The sequence below is a fragment of the Isoptericola sp. NPDC056578 genome (genome assembly GCF_042793275.1).
In the GTDB taxonomy this organism is placed as follows: Bacteria; Actinomycetota; Actinomycetes; order Actinomycetales; family Cellulomonadaceae; genus Isoptericola.
Genome location: NZ_JBHTVC010000003.1, coordinates 27,882 through 41,351 on the forward strand (window position 1 = coordinate 27,882; position 13,470 = coordinate 41,351).

Sequence of the window (13,470 nt, forward strand, 5' to 3'; positions counted from 1 at the left end):
TTTTTTTTTTAACGCCCCTGTGTTGGGGGGGTCCCCCCGGGGCCACCCGGGGGGGGGGGGGGGGGCCCGGGGGGGGCCCGGGCCCACCGCAGGTCGGGTCACGCGACCGCGAACCCCGCGGCGCGCAGACGCTCGACGACCGCCTCGCAGTGCTCCTGCCCCTTGGTCTCGAGCTGCAGGTTCACGAGCACCTGCGCCACGGTGAGCGACGTGTCGGTGCGGGTGTGCTCCACCTGCACGATGCTCGCGCCGGCGCGCGCGACGACGTCGAGCAGCTCGGCGAGGGAGCCGGGCTTGTCGTCGATGCACACGCGCAGCTGGAGGTACCGGCCCGCGGCGACGAGGCCGTGCTGCACCACGCGCAGCAGCAGCAGCGGGTCGATGTTGCCGCCGGTGAGGACGGGGACGATGGTGCCCGGCAGCGACCCGGGCTCGGCGGCCAGCACCGCCGCGACCCCGGCGGCGCCCGACGGCTCCACGATCAGCTTGCCCCGCTCGGCGACGAGCAGCAGGGCGCGCGACATCTCCTCCTCGGAGACCGTGCGCACCTCGACGCCGAGGCGCGCCAGCACCTCGAACGGCACGTCGCCGGGGGTGCCGATGGCGATGCCGTCCGCCATCGTCGCGCCCAGCGCCCGCGGCACGGGGCGGCCCGCGGCCAGCGACCCCGGGTACGCGGCGGCGGTCTCGGCCTGCACGCCCACGACCTTCACGTGCGGGGCGGCCTCCGCCAGCACGGTCGCGATGCCCGCGACCAGGCCGCCGCCGCCGAGCGGCACGACGACCGTGCCGACGTCGGGCACCTGCTCGAGGATCTCGAGGGCCACCGTGCCCTGACCGGTGACGACGTCGAGGTGGTCGAACGGGTGGATGAGCGTGCGCCCGGAGCGGGCGGCCTCCGCGCGGGCGGCGACGAGCGCGTCGTCCACGCTCTCGCCGACCTGCCGCACCTCGGCGCCGTAGCCGCGGGTGGCCCGCAGCTTCGGCACCGACGCGTCCACCGGCATGTAGACGATGGCGTGGATGCCGAGCATCTGGGCCGCGAGCGCCACGCCCTGCGCGTGGTTGCCCGCGCTGGCGGCGACGACGCCGCGCGCCTTCTCCTCGTCGGACATCCGGCTCAGGCGCGTGTACGCGCCGCGGATCTTGAACGACCCGGCGCGCTGCAGGTTCTCGCACTTGAGCACGACCGGCGCGCCGGCGGCCTCGGACATCGCGCGGAACGCCTGCACCGGGGTGCGGGTGATGACGCCGTCGAGCAGCCGCGCGGCGGCGCGGACGTCGTCGAGGGTGACGTGGTCGATCGGGGGGTGTGCTGCTGCCACTTACCTGTTCTCTCCTGCCGGGCCCGGGTCGGGCGAGGCAGGGGCGACGGTCGTGCTGCCGGTCGTGCTGGCGTCCGTGGTGCCGCCCGTCGTCGTCTCCTGCGACGACGCCCGACCCGACCAGAGCAGGGTACCGGGCAGCTGCGAGCGTTTGCGCAGCAGCGGCACGTGGTCCTCGGTGCCGAGCTCGGGGAACTTGTCGTGCCCGTGCAGGTACAGCAGGATCGTGTTCAGCACGGCGGCCAGCGGCACCGCGAACAGCGCGCCGACGATGCCGGCCGCGAGGCTACCGGCCGCGACCACGAGCACCACCGCCACCGGGTGCAGGGACACCGCGTGGCCCATGAGGAACGGCTGCAGGATGTGGCTCTCGGCCTGCTGCACCAGCAGCACGATGCCGAGCATGATGAGGGCCGCGACCCAGCCGTTCGCCACCAGCACGACGGCGGTGGCGATGGCGCCGGTGACGATCGCGCCGATGATCGGCACGAACGAGCCGACGAAGACGAGGATGCCGATCGGCAGCGCGAGCGCGGGGACGAAGAACGCCGACCCGATCCCGATGCCGACGGCGTCGACGAACGCGACGAGGATCTGGGTGCGCACGTAGGCCGACAGCGTGACGAGCCCACGACGGCCCGCCTGGTGCACGTTCTCCCGGGCCCGCACGGGCAGCAGGTTGACGAGCCACGTCCAGATGGTGCGGCCGTCGAGCAGGAAGAAGATCGTGCAGAACAGGGCGATGAGCGCACCGACGAGAACGTGCCCCACGGTGGTCGCGGCGCCCAGCGCGCCCGAGACGAGGCCAGAGCTCTCCACGAGCGAGCTCTGCAGCTGCTGGCCGTACTGGGACAGCTGGTCGGAGTCGAGCTTCAGCGGGCCCTCGGCGAGCCAGGTCGTGAACTGGCGGAAGCCCTCGACGGCCTGGTCGGCGAGGTCCTGGAAGCCGCTGACGATGGACGTGCCGGCGAGCGTGACGAGACCGCCCACCAGCACGATCAGCCCGACGATCGACACGGCCGTCGCCAGGCCCTTGCTGAGGTGCCACCGCTGCAAGGTCCGGCGCACGGGCGCCAGCAGGATCGTCAGCAGCAGCGCGATGGCGACCGGCACGACGATCGTCTTGAGCGCCGCGAGCAGCCACAGGAAGGCGGCGACGGCGGCGGCGATCAGCAGGACGCGCCACGACCAGGAGGCCGCGGCGCGGACGCTCAGCGGGACGGTGTCCGCGCCGGAGGGAGAGGTGCGTTCCGAGCTCACGCGGAAACCCTAGGTGTCCTGCGGTCACAACGCGCGAGGACGCCCCCGCGCGCCGGGCCGGCGTGCCCAGGCACCGACCGGGATCTTCACGGCGCGTCCACAGATCGGTCGCCCCGGCGCACGGTGAGCCGCGCGACGGGGCGTCGGGCCGGGCGCCCGCGCTCAGCCCGTCGGACGCCGGCGCTGCGGGTACGCGGTCTCGCCGCGCTCCAGCATGGCGACGTACTTCGCCACGTTCCGCTCGCGCGCCTCGGCCGTCTTGAGGGCGCCCAGGCGGTGCAGGATCGCGTACCGGTTCTGGGACGTGAGGACCTCGAACATCGCCGTCGCCGCCGGGCTGGCCGCGAGCGCCGCCGCCAGGTCGGGCGGCACCTCGGCCCGCGCGGACCCGTGGTAGGCCGCCTCCCAGCGCCCGTCCGCCCGCGCGGCGTCGATCTCCGCCTGCCCGCGGGGCCGCATCCGGCCCTCGTCGGTCAGCCGGGCCACGATCTCCTGGTTGCGCACCGACCACCGGCTGCGCGGCCGGCGCGGGCAGAACCGCTGCAGCATCGTGTCGGCGCCCAGGCTCCGCATCTGCGCGTCGATCCACCCGCTGCACAACGCCTCCTCGAGCGCCGACGCGTGCGTGAGCGTCGTCGGCGCCGGGCGGCCCTTCTTCGCCAGCACCAGCCACGCGCCGTCGGGGGTGTCGTCCTCGTGCTCGTCCAGCCATGCCCGCCACCCCGCCGGGTCGGGCAGCACGAGCTGGTCGGGCAGGTCAGGGCGGTCGTCGGCCATGACGGGACCGTAGCGCCACTCGTGCCGTCCCAGCGAGGGAACACCTGCTCCCGCGCCGTCGTTGCGCATGTCGGGACGGACACGTCCCGACCAAGGAGGTAACCCGATGAACTCGATCTTCGACCAGCTGCTCGGCCGCTCCGGCAGGACCACCATGGTGGCGCCGGAGGACGCGCTGCCCGGGCGCGAGTCGCCCGTCCTGCCCGCCGCCCGCCCGCACACGGTGCTCGGCACGTCCCTCACGGGTCCGTGGCCCGAGGGCACGCGGGTGCTGTACCTGGCGATGGGCTGTTTCTGGGGCGCCGAGGAGATCTTCTGGCAGGTCCCGGGCGTGGTGAGCACGGCCGTCGGCTACATGGGCGGCACGACGCCGAACCCGACGTACGAGGAGGTGTGCACGGCCCGCACCGGGCACACCGAGACGACCCTGGTGGCGTACGACCCGGAGCGGGTCTCCGAGGCCGAGCTGCTCAAGATCTTCTGGGAGCGGCACGACCCGACGCAGGGCTTCCGGCAGGGCAACGACGTCGGCACCCAGTACCGGTCGGCGGTCTACTGGACCACGCCGGAGCAGGAGCAGGCGGTGCGCGAGACCGCCGAGCGGTACTCCGCGGTGCTCGCCGCGAAGGGCTACGACCCGATCACCACGGAGCTGCGACCGGCCGTCGAGGCCGGCCCGTTCTACTACGCCGAGGACTACCACCAGGAGTACCTCGACAAGAACCCGCACGGGTACCGCTGCCACGCGACGACGGGCGTCCCGTACCCCGACGCCGCCTGACAGGCGCGGGGTGAGCCCGCACCGCACCGCCCGTCCCCGCACGGCTCGTCCCCGCACCGGGGGCGGGCCGTCCGCGCGTCAGGCGAACACGTCGAGCAGCCGCCGGCAGCGCACCGGGTCCTCGGTGAGGCCGTGCGTCAGCCCCCACAGCAGGTAGGACGTCGCGCGCAGCACCACCCAGGCGCGCGCCCGCTCGCGCGGGACACCGGCGGCACGGACGAAGGCGTCGAAGGCGACGACGACGGCGGCCTCGGTGGGCAGCTCGTCGAGGCGGGTCCACAGCACGCGGGCGAGGTCGGCCTCCGGGTCGCCGCGCCACAGCACGGGGTCGACGACGAGCCACGGTGCGCGCGTACCGGCCAGCACCTGCGCGTGGTGCAGGTCGCCGTCGGGCGCGGGGACGGCGAGGGTCCGCGTGAGCCCGGCGAGCACCTCGATCGCGGCGTCCAGTGGCTCGTCCGCCAGGGACCGGCCGCCGTCCAGCCGTTCCAGGAGCGTCGCGCCCTCGCCCTCGTCCGCGTCGACCAGCAGCACCGTGCCGCGGCCGGCCCACACCCGCAGCGCACGCACCTCCGTCGCGACGTCGTCCGCGGGCGGCGCGAGCCGCAGGGCCAGGCGCTCGTCGCCCCGGCGCACGGGCACGACCAGCGCGTTCGAGCCGTGGGTGGGCGCGCCGTCGACGGCGAGCCCCCAGGCCGCGCACCGCGCGGCCACCCGGGCGGGCAGGTCGTCCAGCCAGTCGCGGCCGGCGTCGTCGTGCCACCAGCGCGGCACGGCGCGGAACGACGGCGGCACGGTGATCACGGCGCCACCCTAGGGCGCCTGCTGGACGGCCGACGGGGCCGCGGGTGTGGAATGGGGGCATGAGCGAGCAGAGCACCACGCCCGACGTCCCCACCCGCACCGCCGCCGACGGCACCGCGATCCCCGCCGTCGGCTTCGGCACGTACAAGCTCAAGGGCGCGGGCGGCGCCGACGCGATCGCCCGCGCGATCGACTCCGGCTACCGCCTGATCGACTCCGCGTTCAGCTACGAGAACGAGGGCACCGTCGGCCGCGCGGTGCGCGCCGCGTCGGTGCCGCGCGAGGAGCTGCTGGTCACGTCGAAGCTGCCCGGCCGCCGCCAGGCCTACGACGACGCCGTCGCCACCGTCGAGGAGTCGGTGTACCGCAGCGGCCTCGACCACCTCGACCTGTACCTCATCCACTGGCCCAACCCGCGCATCGGGAAGTACGTCGAGGCCTACCAGGCGCTGGTCGACTGCCGCGAGCGCGGGCTGATCCGCCACGTCGGGGTGTCGAACTTCCTGCCCGAGCACCTCGACGCCGTCATCGAGGCCACCGGCGTGACGCCGGTCGTGAACCAGGTCGAGCTGCACCCGTACTTCCCGCAGGCCGCCCAGCGCGCGGCCGACGCCGAGCGCGGCATCGTCACCGAGGCGTGGAGCCCCCTGGGCCGGGCGAGCGACATGCTGGAGGACCCGGTGATCGCGGAGGTCGCCGCGGCCCACGGCGTCTCGCCCGTGCGCGCCATCCTGCGCTGGCACGTGCAGCTCGGTGTCGTGCCGATCCCCAAGGCGTCCAGCCCCCAGCGGCAGGCCGACAACCTCGACCTGTTCTCCTTCGAGCTCACCGACGACGAGATGGCCCGCATCACCGGCCTCGGCCGCCCCGACGGCCGCACCGCCGACCAGGACCCGGCGGTCTACGAGGAGCTCTGAGCGTCCTCGTCGCCGCCCGTGGGGCGGGCGGCACGCCCGTCGCGCGGGCCGAAGACGCGCAGCGCGTCGGCGTCGCTCGCCGCCGACCGCAGGTACTCGTCCGCCCACGCCCGCGCGCCGGGGTAGGCGGAACCGGCCGCCACCGCCTCCACCGCGGCGTCGACGTCGAGGTCGGTGTGCCGCAGCTCCACCTGGCCGTCGCGCAGCAGCGCCCACGACCCGCCGGGGCGGCCGTACGGCATCCCCACGCTGCCCGGGTTCACGACCAGGCGCCGGTCCACCAGCCGCACGAACGGCATGTGCGTGTGCCCGCACAGCACCGTGGTCACGTCGTCGTCGAGCCCGCCCAGCACGTCGGCCCACCGCTCGAGCGAGGAGTCGACGAGCACCACCTCCTCGTCGTCGCGCGGCGTCCCGTGGCACGCCACCACCCGGCCGAACCCGCGCACGCGCAGCTCGGCGGGGTGCGGCAGGCCGGCCAGGAGCTCCACGTCCGCGGGCCGGAGCTGCGCCGCCGCCCAGGGGGCGATCGGGTCGGGCACCGCCCCGGAGCCGTCGCGGACGTGCGCGACGAGCTCACGGTCGGCGTTGCCGCGCACCAGCACCGCCCGGTCGCCCAGCGCCCGCAGCCGGTCGAGCACCTCCACCGGCTGCGGCCCCGCGGCGTGGTCGCCCGTCACGACGACGGCGTCGGCCGCGCGCACGTCCGGCTCGGCCAGCACCGCGTCCAGCACGGGCAGCACGCCGTGCACGTCCGAGAGCACCGCGACCGTGCCCAGCCCGCCCGTCTCCGCTCGCATCCCGTCACGTTCCCAGGCGGACGCCACCGCCGCACCCGCTTTCGCCGACGGCAGCACGGCGACGCCGCGCCGACGTCGGTGGCCGGTGCGACGATCGACGGGTGCTGCTCGCCGAGCTGGTCACCACCCACGCCGCCGTCGCCGCGACGCGCTCGCGGCTGCGCAAGCGGGAGCTGCTCGCGGACGCGCTGCGCGCCGCAGAGCCGGGCGACGAGGTGGAGGTCGTCGCGGCGTTCCTCTCGGGCAGGCCGCGGCAGCGCCGCACCGGCCTGGGCTGGCGCACGCTGGGCAGCCTGCCGGAGCCCGCCGCCGAGCCCACCCTGAGCCCCGCCGCCGTCGACGCGGCCCTCGGCCGGCTCGAGCGGCTCGCGGGCGCCGGCTCCCAGGCCGCCCGCCGGTGCGCCGTCGACGAGCTGTTCGGGCGCGCCACCGCCGACGAGCAGGACTTCGTGCGGCGCCTCGTGCTGGGCGAGCTGCGGCAGGGCGCGCTCGACTCCCTGCTGCTGGACGCCGTCGCCGCCGCGGCCGACGTCCCGCTGCCGGTGGTGCGCCGCGCGGCGATGTTCAGCGCCCTCACCGGCCCCATCGCGCGGGCGGCGCTGGACGGCGGCGCCCCCGCCCTGGAGGCGTTCCGCCTCGAGCCCGGCCGCCCCGTGCGCCCCATGCTGGCGTCGTCCGCGCCCGACGTCGCCGCCGCCCTGGAGCGCTTCGAGGGGGCCGCCGTCGCCGCCGACACCAAGCTCGACGGCATCCGCGTGCAGGTGCACCGCCGCGGGGACGACGTCGTGGTGTTCACGCGCTCGCTCGACGACGTCACGGAACGGCTGCCCGAGGTGGTCGCCGTCGCGCGCTCGCTCGACGTGCGCACCGTGGTGCTCGACGGCGAGGCGATCGCCCTCGACGACGCCGGCCGGCCCCGCCCGTTCCAGGAGACCGCCGCCCGCACCGGCAGCCATGATGCCGAGGCGGGCAGCGCGTCGGTGCCGCTCAGCGTGCGGTTCTTCGACGTGCTGCACCACGACGGCACCGACCTGATCGACGCGCCCGCGGCCGAGCGGCTCGAGGTGCTGGACCGGGTGCTCCCACCCGAGGTCGTGGTGCCGCGGCTGGTCTCCGCCGACGTCGGGGAGGTCGAGCGGTTCTTCGCCGACACCGTCGCCGCCGGGCAGGAGGGCCTGGTGCTCAAGGACCTCGGGGCCCCCTACGCCGCCGGCCGCCGCGGCGCCGGCTGGGTCAAGGTCAAGCCCCGGCACACGCTGGACCTCGTGGTGCTCGCCGTCGAGTGGGGCTCCGGGCGCCGCCAGGGCTGGCTGTCCAACATCCACCTCGGCGCGCGCGACCCCGGCACCGGCGGCTTCGTCATGCTCGGCAAGACGTTCAAGGGCATGACCGACCAGGTGCTGGCGTGGCAGACGGACCGGTTCACCGAGCTGGCGACGACGCCCGCCGACGGGTCGTCGTACGTCGTGCAGGTCCGCCCCGAGCAGGTCGTCGAGATCGCGTTCGACGGCGTGCAGCGCTCCACCCGCTACCCCGGCGGCATGGCGCTGCGGTTCGCGCGGGTGGTGCGCTACCGGGACGACAAGACCGCCGCCGAGGCGGACACGGTGGACACCGTGCGCGCCCTGGCGGCGGCCTCCGGGAGCACCGCCGGCTGAGCCGGCGGGGTCGTCAGCTCGTGCGGCGCTGGCGCGTCCAGATCAGCACGCCGACGCCGGCACCCACGAGCGCGACCGCGGCCATGACGATGCCGAGCAGCTGCGCGCCCGTGACCGGCAGCGACTCCGGGGCGGCCGCGGCCTCGAGGTCCGCGCTCACGCGGCCGGAGCTGCCGCCCACGGTCTGCGTGCGGGCCTCGACGGCCTCGGTCTCGTCGTCCACGTAGTCGGCACCGCCCATGCCCACCGTCCCGCCGTCGGACGGGCCCTCCTCGGCGACGACGGCGGGCGCGGTCTCCGACGCCGTCGGGGACGGCTCCACCGGCGGCGCCGGCGTGGTGACTTCCGGGGTCGGCGACTCCTCGGCGGGGGCCGTCGTCTCCTGCGCGGGGGTGGGGGTCGGCGTCGCGGGAGGCGTGGTCGTCGTCGATGGCGACGGGCTCGGGGAGGGCTTCGGGGCGTCGACGTACTCGACGGCGTAGTGGCTGATCGCCCGACACTTGCCGCCGGTCGGGTAGGCGATCGTCACCTCGGCGACGGGCTTGTCGAGCTCCACGATCTTGGGGCCCTCGCCGTGCCTCGCGGACCCGGCCTTCACGCAGTACGCGGAGATCAGCGAGCCCTCGGGCGCCACCAGCGTGATCGTCTGCTTCTCGCCGTCGACGTCCGTCTTCGGCTCGTCCATGTCCGGGCAGACGTTGCCGTCCCAGGATCGCGTGTCGTCCGGCCATGAGAAGCGCTCGCCGTCGGCCCAGCCCGAGCCCCCGTCCCAGGACGCACCCGTGCGCGAGTCCCCGGTCCCGCCCCAGCCGTCCCGGTCCCCGTGGCCCGCGGGCAGCGCGGCGGCGGGGCCGGCTGCGAGGCCGACGACGAGGAGGAGCGAGGCTCCGAGAACGGCGGGTGTGCGCACGAACGCTCCAAGGGGCAGGCGGGATCGACCGCTTCAGCAGGTGGTACGGCCTCCGGCCGCGCCGGAATGCTAGCGATTCCGACCTTTGGGCGGAAGGGTGAAATTTCCGGACGACTCGACCGGACCCGTCCGACCGCACCAGGGAGCGATGCAGGGAGCGATGGCCACAACGAATCAGCACGAACCTCGGAGGATCCCCACCTCTGTGCCGCGTGCCCCAGGCCGCTAGCGTCGACGGTCGGTGCTGCCGTGCGAGCCGCACGTCGCCCGCGTCCACCACCCCGCCGAGAAGGAGTCCCCCGTGACCACCGTCGCCACGCCCACCGTCCTGCTCGCCGACAGGGTGTTGCCGCGCAGCCTCGCCGCCGACGTCGGGCTCGTGATCGGCGGCGCCGCGCTCACGGCGCTCCTCGCCCAGGTCACCGTGCCGCTGCCGCTGGTCCCGATCACCGGGCAGACGATGGCGGTGCTCCTCGTCGGTGCGACGCTCGGCGCCTCCCGGGGGGCCGCGTCGATGAGCCTGTACGCGCTGCTCGGCATGGCCGGACTGCCCGTCTTCTCCGACGGCAGCGGCGGGATGTCGGTGGTGCTGAGCGCCAGCGGCGGCTACATCGTCGGCTTCGTCGCGGCCGCCGCCCTCGTCGGCCGGCTCGCCGAGCGGAGCTGGGAGCGCACGTTCCCGAAGGCGCTCGTCACGTTCGTCGCCGGGACCGGCGTGACGTTCGTCGTCGGTCTGCCGTGGCTCGCCGTCGTCGCTGGGCTCGACCTCCAGGGCACGCTGGCCAACGGGCTCTACCCGTTCGTGCTGCCGGGCCTCCTCAAGGCCGCCGTCGTCGCCGGCCTGCTGCCCGTGGCGTGGAAGGGCGCGGAGCGGCTCGCCGCCCGGCGCAGGGGCTGAGCGGGGCGCCCACCGGGCGCGGCGGTCGGCTCCCTCAGCGGCCGCCGCGCTTGCGGCCCTTGCGCGGCGACGACGCCCGCGAGCCCCCGCCGCGCCGCGCAGCGCCGCGCTGACCGCCGCCGCGCCCCTGGGCGGAGGAACCGCCCCCGCCCCGCTGGCCCTGCCCCTTCGCCGGCTTCGTGACCTCCACGGGCTTCGCGTCCGTCCGCCCGGCCGCGGCGCGGCCCCGGGAGCTGTTCGCCGTGCGGCCGCGCACGATGCCGATCATCTCCTCGACCAGGTCGCGGACGTCGTCGGGCAGGCCGTCCACGAGCCACGCGAGGCCGACCGGCGCCCCGGGCCCGCCGTCGAGCACCCGGTACGTGACGTCCTTGCGGTGGTGCAGGCGCGCCAGGGACATGGGCACCACCGTGACACCGACCCCGGTCGCGACCAGCCCGATCGCGTCGGCCGCCGTCGCCGGCCGCTCCGGCTCGACGACGCCGCCCGCGCCGTCGTCGTACGCCTCCGGCGTCCGCCCGGGCGCGGGCTCGTGCGGGTACAGGACGTCGTCCGCGGGCAACCAGACGACGTCGTCCGCGACGTCGTCGGCCGTGACGACCTCGTCCTCCGTCGTCGCCGCGAGGAGGTGGTCGCGCGAGACGGCGACCACCGGCAGCTCCGTGTACAGGGGGATGGCGTGCAGCACCTCGCCGTCGACCGGGAGCCGCAGGATCGCCGCGTCCACCTGCCGCTCGGCCAGCGCCGCGGCCGCGTCGGCGGCGTCGACCTGGACCAGGACGAGCCGGACGCCCGGGAGCCGGTCCCGCCACGTGCGCGCCCACCGGCCCGGCGTCGCGCCCGGCACGTACCCCAGACGGAAGGCGGGACGCCCGTCGTCGGGCCCGTCGTCGATGGCGTCGTCGAGGGCGTCGTCGAGGGCGTCGTCGAAGGCGTCGTCAGGGGCCTCGCCCGGCTGGTCGGTCACGGCACCAGGCTACGTGGGCGTGCCGCGCCGCCCGCCGCGACTACCCTGGTGCCCATGGCCGGAACCCCCTTCTCCCAGCAGGTCCTCAAGCCGACGAACGCGGCGAAGAAGCTCGGGGTGTACCTGCCCGCGACCCCGCCCGAGTTCCAGGAGCACGGCATCACGCGCGCCGAGCTCGAGGAGCTCGAGAAGAACCCGCCCCAGTGGCTCGATGAGCTGCGCCGCCAGGGGCCGCACCCGCGGCCCGTCGTCGCGGGCCGCCTCGGCATCTCCATCGCCGGCCTCGCGCGCGGCGGCATCACCGAGCCGCTGACCACCGAGCAGATCGACGAGCTGCGCGACGAGCCGCCCGCGTGGCTCCTCGCCGAGCGCGAGACCGCCGCGAAGGTGCGCGAGGAGGAGGACCGGGTCAAGGCCAGGGAAGCCGAGCAGGCCGAGCGCCAGGCCCGCCGCTCGCGCTGACCCTGTTCCAGATCAGCTCGGCAGGAGATCGATCTCTTCGGCAGCTCGTCGTGCCGAAGAGATTGATCTCCTGCCGAACTGATCAGGTCATCGCGTCGACCGGACCTGGTCGGTGTGGCCCAGCGAGAGGTCCGGCGCGACGGCGTCCCGGATCGCCTTCTTGAGCGGCGGGATCTCCGGGAAGCCGCCCTCGGCGGCGCGGTCCCACAGCAGCACCGGCGCGCGGCCGTCGCCCGGGTCGAGCTCCACGCGGAAGACGCCGCCGGTGCCCGGCACCAGCGCGACCTCGCCGAGCCGCGTGCGGAACGTCTGCAGCAGCTCCTGCGCCACCCACGCCGCGCGCATCAGCCACCGGCACTGCGTGCAGTAGGTGATCTACACGCGCGCGGTCGACGTCTGCTCCGGCACGGTGGCTTCGCTCATGGCGCCAGGGTAGGGGCCGGTCCGGGCACCGTCGGGCGGTTCCGGCCGGGTCGGGGAGACTGGTCGGGTGCACCACGCCTCCGAGCCCGACTCCCCTGCCCCCTCCGAACCCCTCGACCCCGCCGCGCGGCTGGCCGCCGTCCTCGGCGCGCTCGTCCCGTGGCCCGAGGACGGCTCGCGGCCGGGCGGCCCCGTCGCCGTCGACGCGACCGACCGGCTGCTGCTCGACGAAGCGGCTCCGCAGCTCGCCACGGCAGGGCCGGGCGACGTCGTCGTCATCGGCGACCGGTTCGGCGCGCTCACCCTCGGCGCCGTGACGCTCGGCGCCCCGGACGTGCGGTCGTGCGCGGACACGGTCACCGCCGAGGCGGCGCTCGACCGGAACATGGCCGACGCCGACCTCCGCGACGTCGTGCGCGGGGACCGGCCCACCGTGGAGATCGCCGTCCGCGACCGCGTCGACGAGCACCTGCTGGGCGGCGCGCGCCTGGTGCTCCTGCAGCTGCCGAGCTCGCTGGCCGAGCTCACGGAGATCGCGGAGGCGATCGCCCGGCACGCCGCGGACGACGTCGTCGTGCTGGCCGGCGGGCGGGTCAAGCACATGACGCGCGCGATGAACGACGTGCTGGCGGCGTCGTTCACCGAGGTGCGCGCCACGCTGGCGCGACAGAAGTCGCGGGTGCTCGTCGCGACCGGCGTCCGGCCGGAGGCACGCGACGCCGCCCCCGCCTTCCCTGCGCGCGCCGTGCTGCGCGACCGGGAGCTGCTCGCGGCCGCGACCCCGGCCGCCGGGCCGCCCCCGGACGGCGTCACCGTCGTCGCGCACGGCGGGGTGTTCGCGGGCACGACCCTCGACCTCGGCACCCGCTTCCTGCTCACGACGGCGGACAAGTGGCCGGGATCCGACCGCGTGCACGACGCCGTCGACCTGGGCAGCGGCAGCGGCCTGCTCGCCACGGTGCTCGCGCTGCGGTACCCGGAGGCCCGCGTGGTCGGCACGGACCGCTCCGCCGCGGCCGTCGCGTCGACCCGGGCGACGGCGGAGGCGAGCGGCGTCGACGGGCGCGTCGTCGCGCTGCGTGGGGACGCCGGCGAGGACCTCGAGCCCGCGAGCGTCGACCTGATCCTGCTCAACCCGCCGTTCCACGACCGCACGGCCGTGCGCACCGACGCCGCCCACCGCATGTTCCGCGCGGCCGGCCGCGCGCTGCGCCAGGGCGGCGAGCTGTGGTGCGTCTTCAACACCGCGCTGCACTACCGGGACGCGCTGACCCGCGCCGCCGGGCCCACCGTGCACATCGCGCAGAACCCGAAGTTCACGGTCACGCGGTCCCGGCGCCGCTGACCCGAACGGCGAGGTAGCCCGGGTCGGGGGGGGGGGGGTGTTGTGGAGGGGGTGTGGAACAAAAAACCCCCGCGGGGGGCTGCAACCCCCCGCGGCGCGCAGCGACCACCCGTGGGGGAGGCGCCCCCCGCACCCACCCACCA

Annotated in this window: 14 protein-coding genes; 6 read left to right on the top strand and 8 right to left on the bottom strand. The window is 75.7% G+C overall.

Going from position 1 to position 13,470, the window contains the following annotated elements:
- Nucleotides 1-98: 98 nt before the first annotated feature.
- The 3 genes from ilvA to ACFQ80_RS01940 all read right to left on the bottom strand — a co-directional run bounded on the left by ilvA (nt 99) and on the right by ACFQ80_RS01940 (nt 3,362).
- A complete protein-coding gene (gene ilvA / locus ACFQ80_RS01930) occupies nt 99-1,325 on the bottom strand; it encodes a threonine ammonia-lyase (protein ID WP_430548875.1) in 1,227 nt (408 codons plus the stop codon).
- A complete protein-coding gene (locus tag ACFQ80_RS01935) occupies nt 1,326-2,585 on the bottom strand; it encodes an AI-2E family transporter (RefSeq protein ID WP_430548874.1) in 1,260 nt (419 codons plus the stop codon). It abuts the gene before it with no gap.
- A gap of 162 nt (nt 2,586-2,747) precedes the next feature.
- A complete protein-coding gene (locus ACFQ80_RS01940; protein ID WP_430562349.1) occupies nt 2,748-3,362 on the bottom strand; it encodes a YdeI family protein in 615 nt (204 codons plus the stop codon).
- Between the two features lie 106 nt (nt 3,363-3,468).
- Here ACFQ80_RS01940 and msrA point away from each other — a divergent pair, with 106 nt between their 5' ends.
- Entirely contained in the window at nt 3,469-4,143 is a 675-nt protein-coding gene (gene msrA / locus ACFQ80_RS01945) for a peptide-methionine (S)-S-oxide reductase MsrA (RefSeq protein WP_430562350.1), read from the top strand.
- Nucleotides 4,144-4,221: 78 nt separating this feature from the next.
- Here the strand turns inward: msrA and ACFQ80_RS01950 are convergent, their stop codons facing one another.
- On the bottom strand, nt 4,222-4,947 hold the full coding sequence (locus ACFQ80_RS01950) for an aminoglycoside phosphotransferase family protein (protein ID WP_430562351.1): 726 nt from the start codon (nt 4,945-4,947) through the stop codon (nt 4,222-4,224).
- A gap of 59 nt (nt 4,948-5,006) precedes the next feature.
- On the opposite strand from ACFQ80_RS01950, the gene ACFQ80_RS01955 reads away from it, so the two are divergent.
- Nucleotides 5,007-5,864, top strand: a complete 858-nt coding sequence (locus ACFQ80_RS01955; RefSeq protein WP_430562352.1) for an aldo/keto reductase — start codon at nt 5,007-5,009, stop codon at nt 5,862-5,864.
- On the opposite strand, the gene ACFQ80_RS01960 is transcribed toward ACFQ80_RS01955, so the two are convergent.
- Nucleotides 5,849-6,664, bottom strand: a complete 816-nt coding sequence (locus ACFQ80_RS01960) for a metallophosphoesterase family protein (protein WP_430562353.1) — start codon at nt 6,662-6,664, stop codon at nt 5,849-5,851. The genes ACFQ80_RS01955 and ACFQ80_RS01960 overlap by 16 nt on opposite strands.
- A gap of 101 nt (nt 6,665-6,765) precedes the next feature.
- Between ACFQ80_RS01960 and ACFQ80_RS01965 the strand changes: the two genes are divergently transcribed.
- Nucleotides 6,766-8,322 carry an ATP-dependent DNA ligase gene (locus ACFQ80_RS01965; RefSeq protein ID WP_430562354.1) on the top strand — a complete coding sequence of 519 codons (1,557 nt, stop codon included), beginning with the start codon at nt 6,766-6,768 and terminating at the stop codon, nt 8,320-8,322.
- A gap of 13 nt (nt 8,323-8,335) precedes the next feature.
- Here ACFQ80_RS01965 and ACFQ80_RS01970 read toward each other — a convergent pair whose 3' ends face one another.
- Complete coding sequence (locus ACFQ80_RS01970) at nt 8,336-9,232, bottom strand: hypothetical protein (RefSeq protein ID WP_430562355.1); 897 nt, start codon at nt 9,230-9,232, stop codon at nt 8,336-8,338.
- A 301-nt stretch (nt 9,233-9,533) separates the two neighbouring features.
- Here ACFQ80_RS01970 and ACFQ80_RS01975 point away from each other — a divergent pair, with 301 nt between their 5' ends.
- Nucleotides 9,534-10,130, top strand: coding sequence for a biotin transporter BioY (locus ACFQ80_RS01975; RefSeq protein ID WP_430562356.1), 597 nt, complete (start codon nt 9,534-9,536; stop codon nt 10,128-10,130).
- Nucleotides 10,131-10,164: 34 nt separating this feature from the next.
- Here the strand turns inward: ACFQ80_RS01975 and ACFQ80_RS01980 are convergent, their stop codons facing one another.
- Nucleotides 10,165-11,097 carry a LysR substrate-binding domain-containing protein gene (locus tag ACFQ80_RS01980; RefSeq protein WP_430562357.1) on the bottom strand — a complete coding sequence of 311 codons (933 nt, stop codon included), beginning with the start codon at nt 11,095-11,097 and terminating at the stop codon, nt 10,165-10,167.
- A gap of 54 nt (nt 11,098-11,151) precedes the next feature.
- Here ACFQ80_RS01980 and ACFQ80_RS01985 point away from each other — a divergent pair, with 54 nt between their 5' ends.
- A complete protein-coding gene (locus ACFQ80_RS01985) occupies nt 11,152-11,559 on the top strand; it encodes a DUF5997 family protein (protein ID WP_430562358.1) in 408 nt (135 codons plus the stop codon).
- Nucleotides 11,560-11,646: 87 nt separating this feature from the next.
- On the opposite strand, the gene ACFQ80_RS01990 is transcribed toward ACFQ80_RS01985, so the two are convergent.
- Nucleotides 11,647-11,934 carry a SelT/SelW/SelH family protein gene (locus ACFQ80_RS01990; RefSeq protein WP_430562437.1) on the bottom strand — a complete coding sequence of 96 codons (288 nt, stop codon included), beginning with the start codon at nt 11,932-11,934 and terminating at the stop codon, nt 11,647-11,649.
- 115 nt (nt 11,935-12,049) lie between these two features.
- Between ACFQ80_RS01990 and ACFQ80_RS01995 the strand changes: the two genes are divergently transcribed.
- Nucleotides 12,050-13,327, top strand: coding sequence for a class I SAM-dependent methyltransferase (locus ACFQ80_RS01995; protein WP_430562359.1), 1,278 nt, complete (start codon nt 12,050-12,052; stop codon nt 13,325-13,327).
- Nucleotides 13,328-13,470 lie beyond the last annotated feature (143 nt).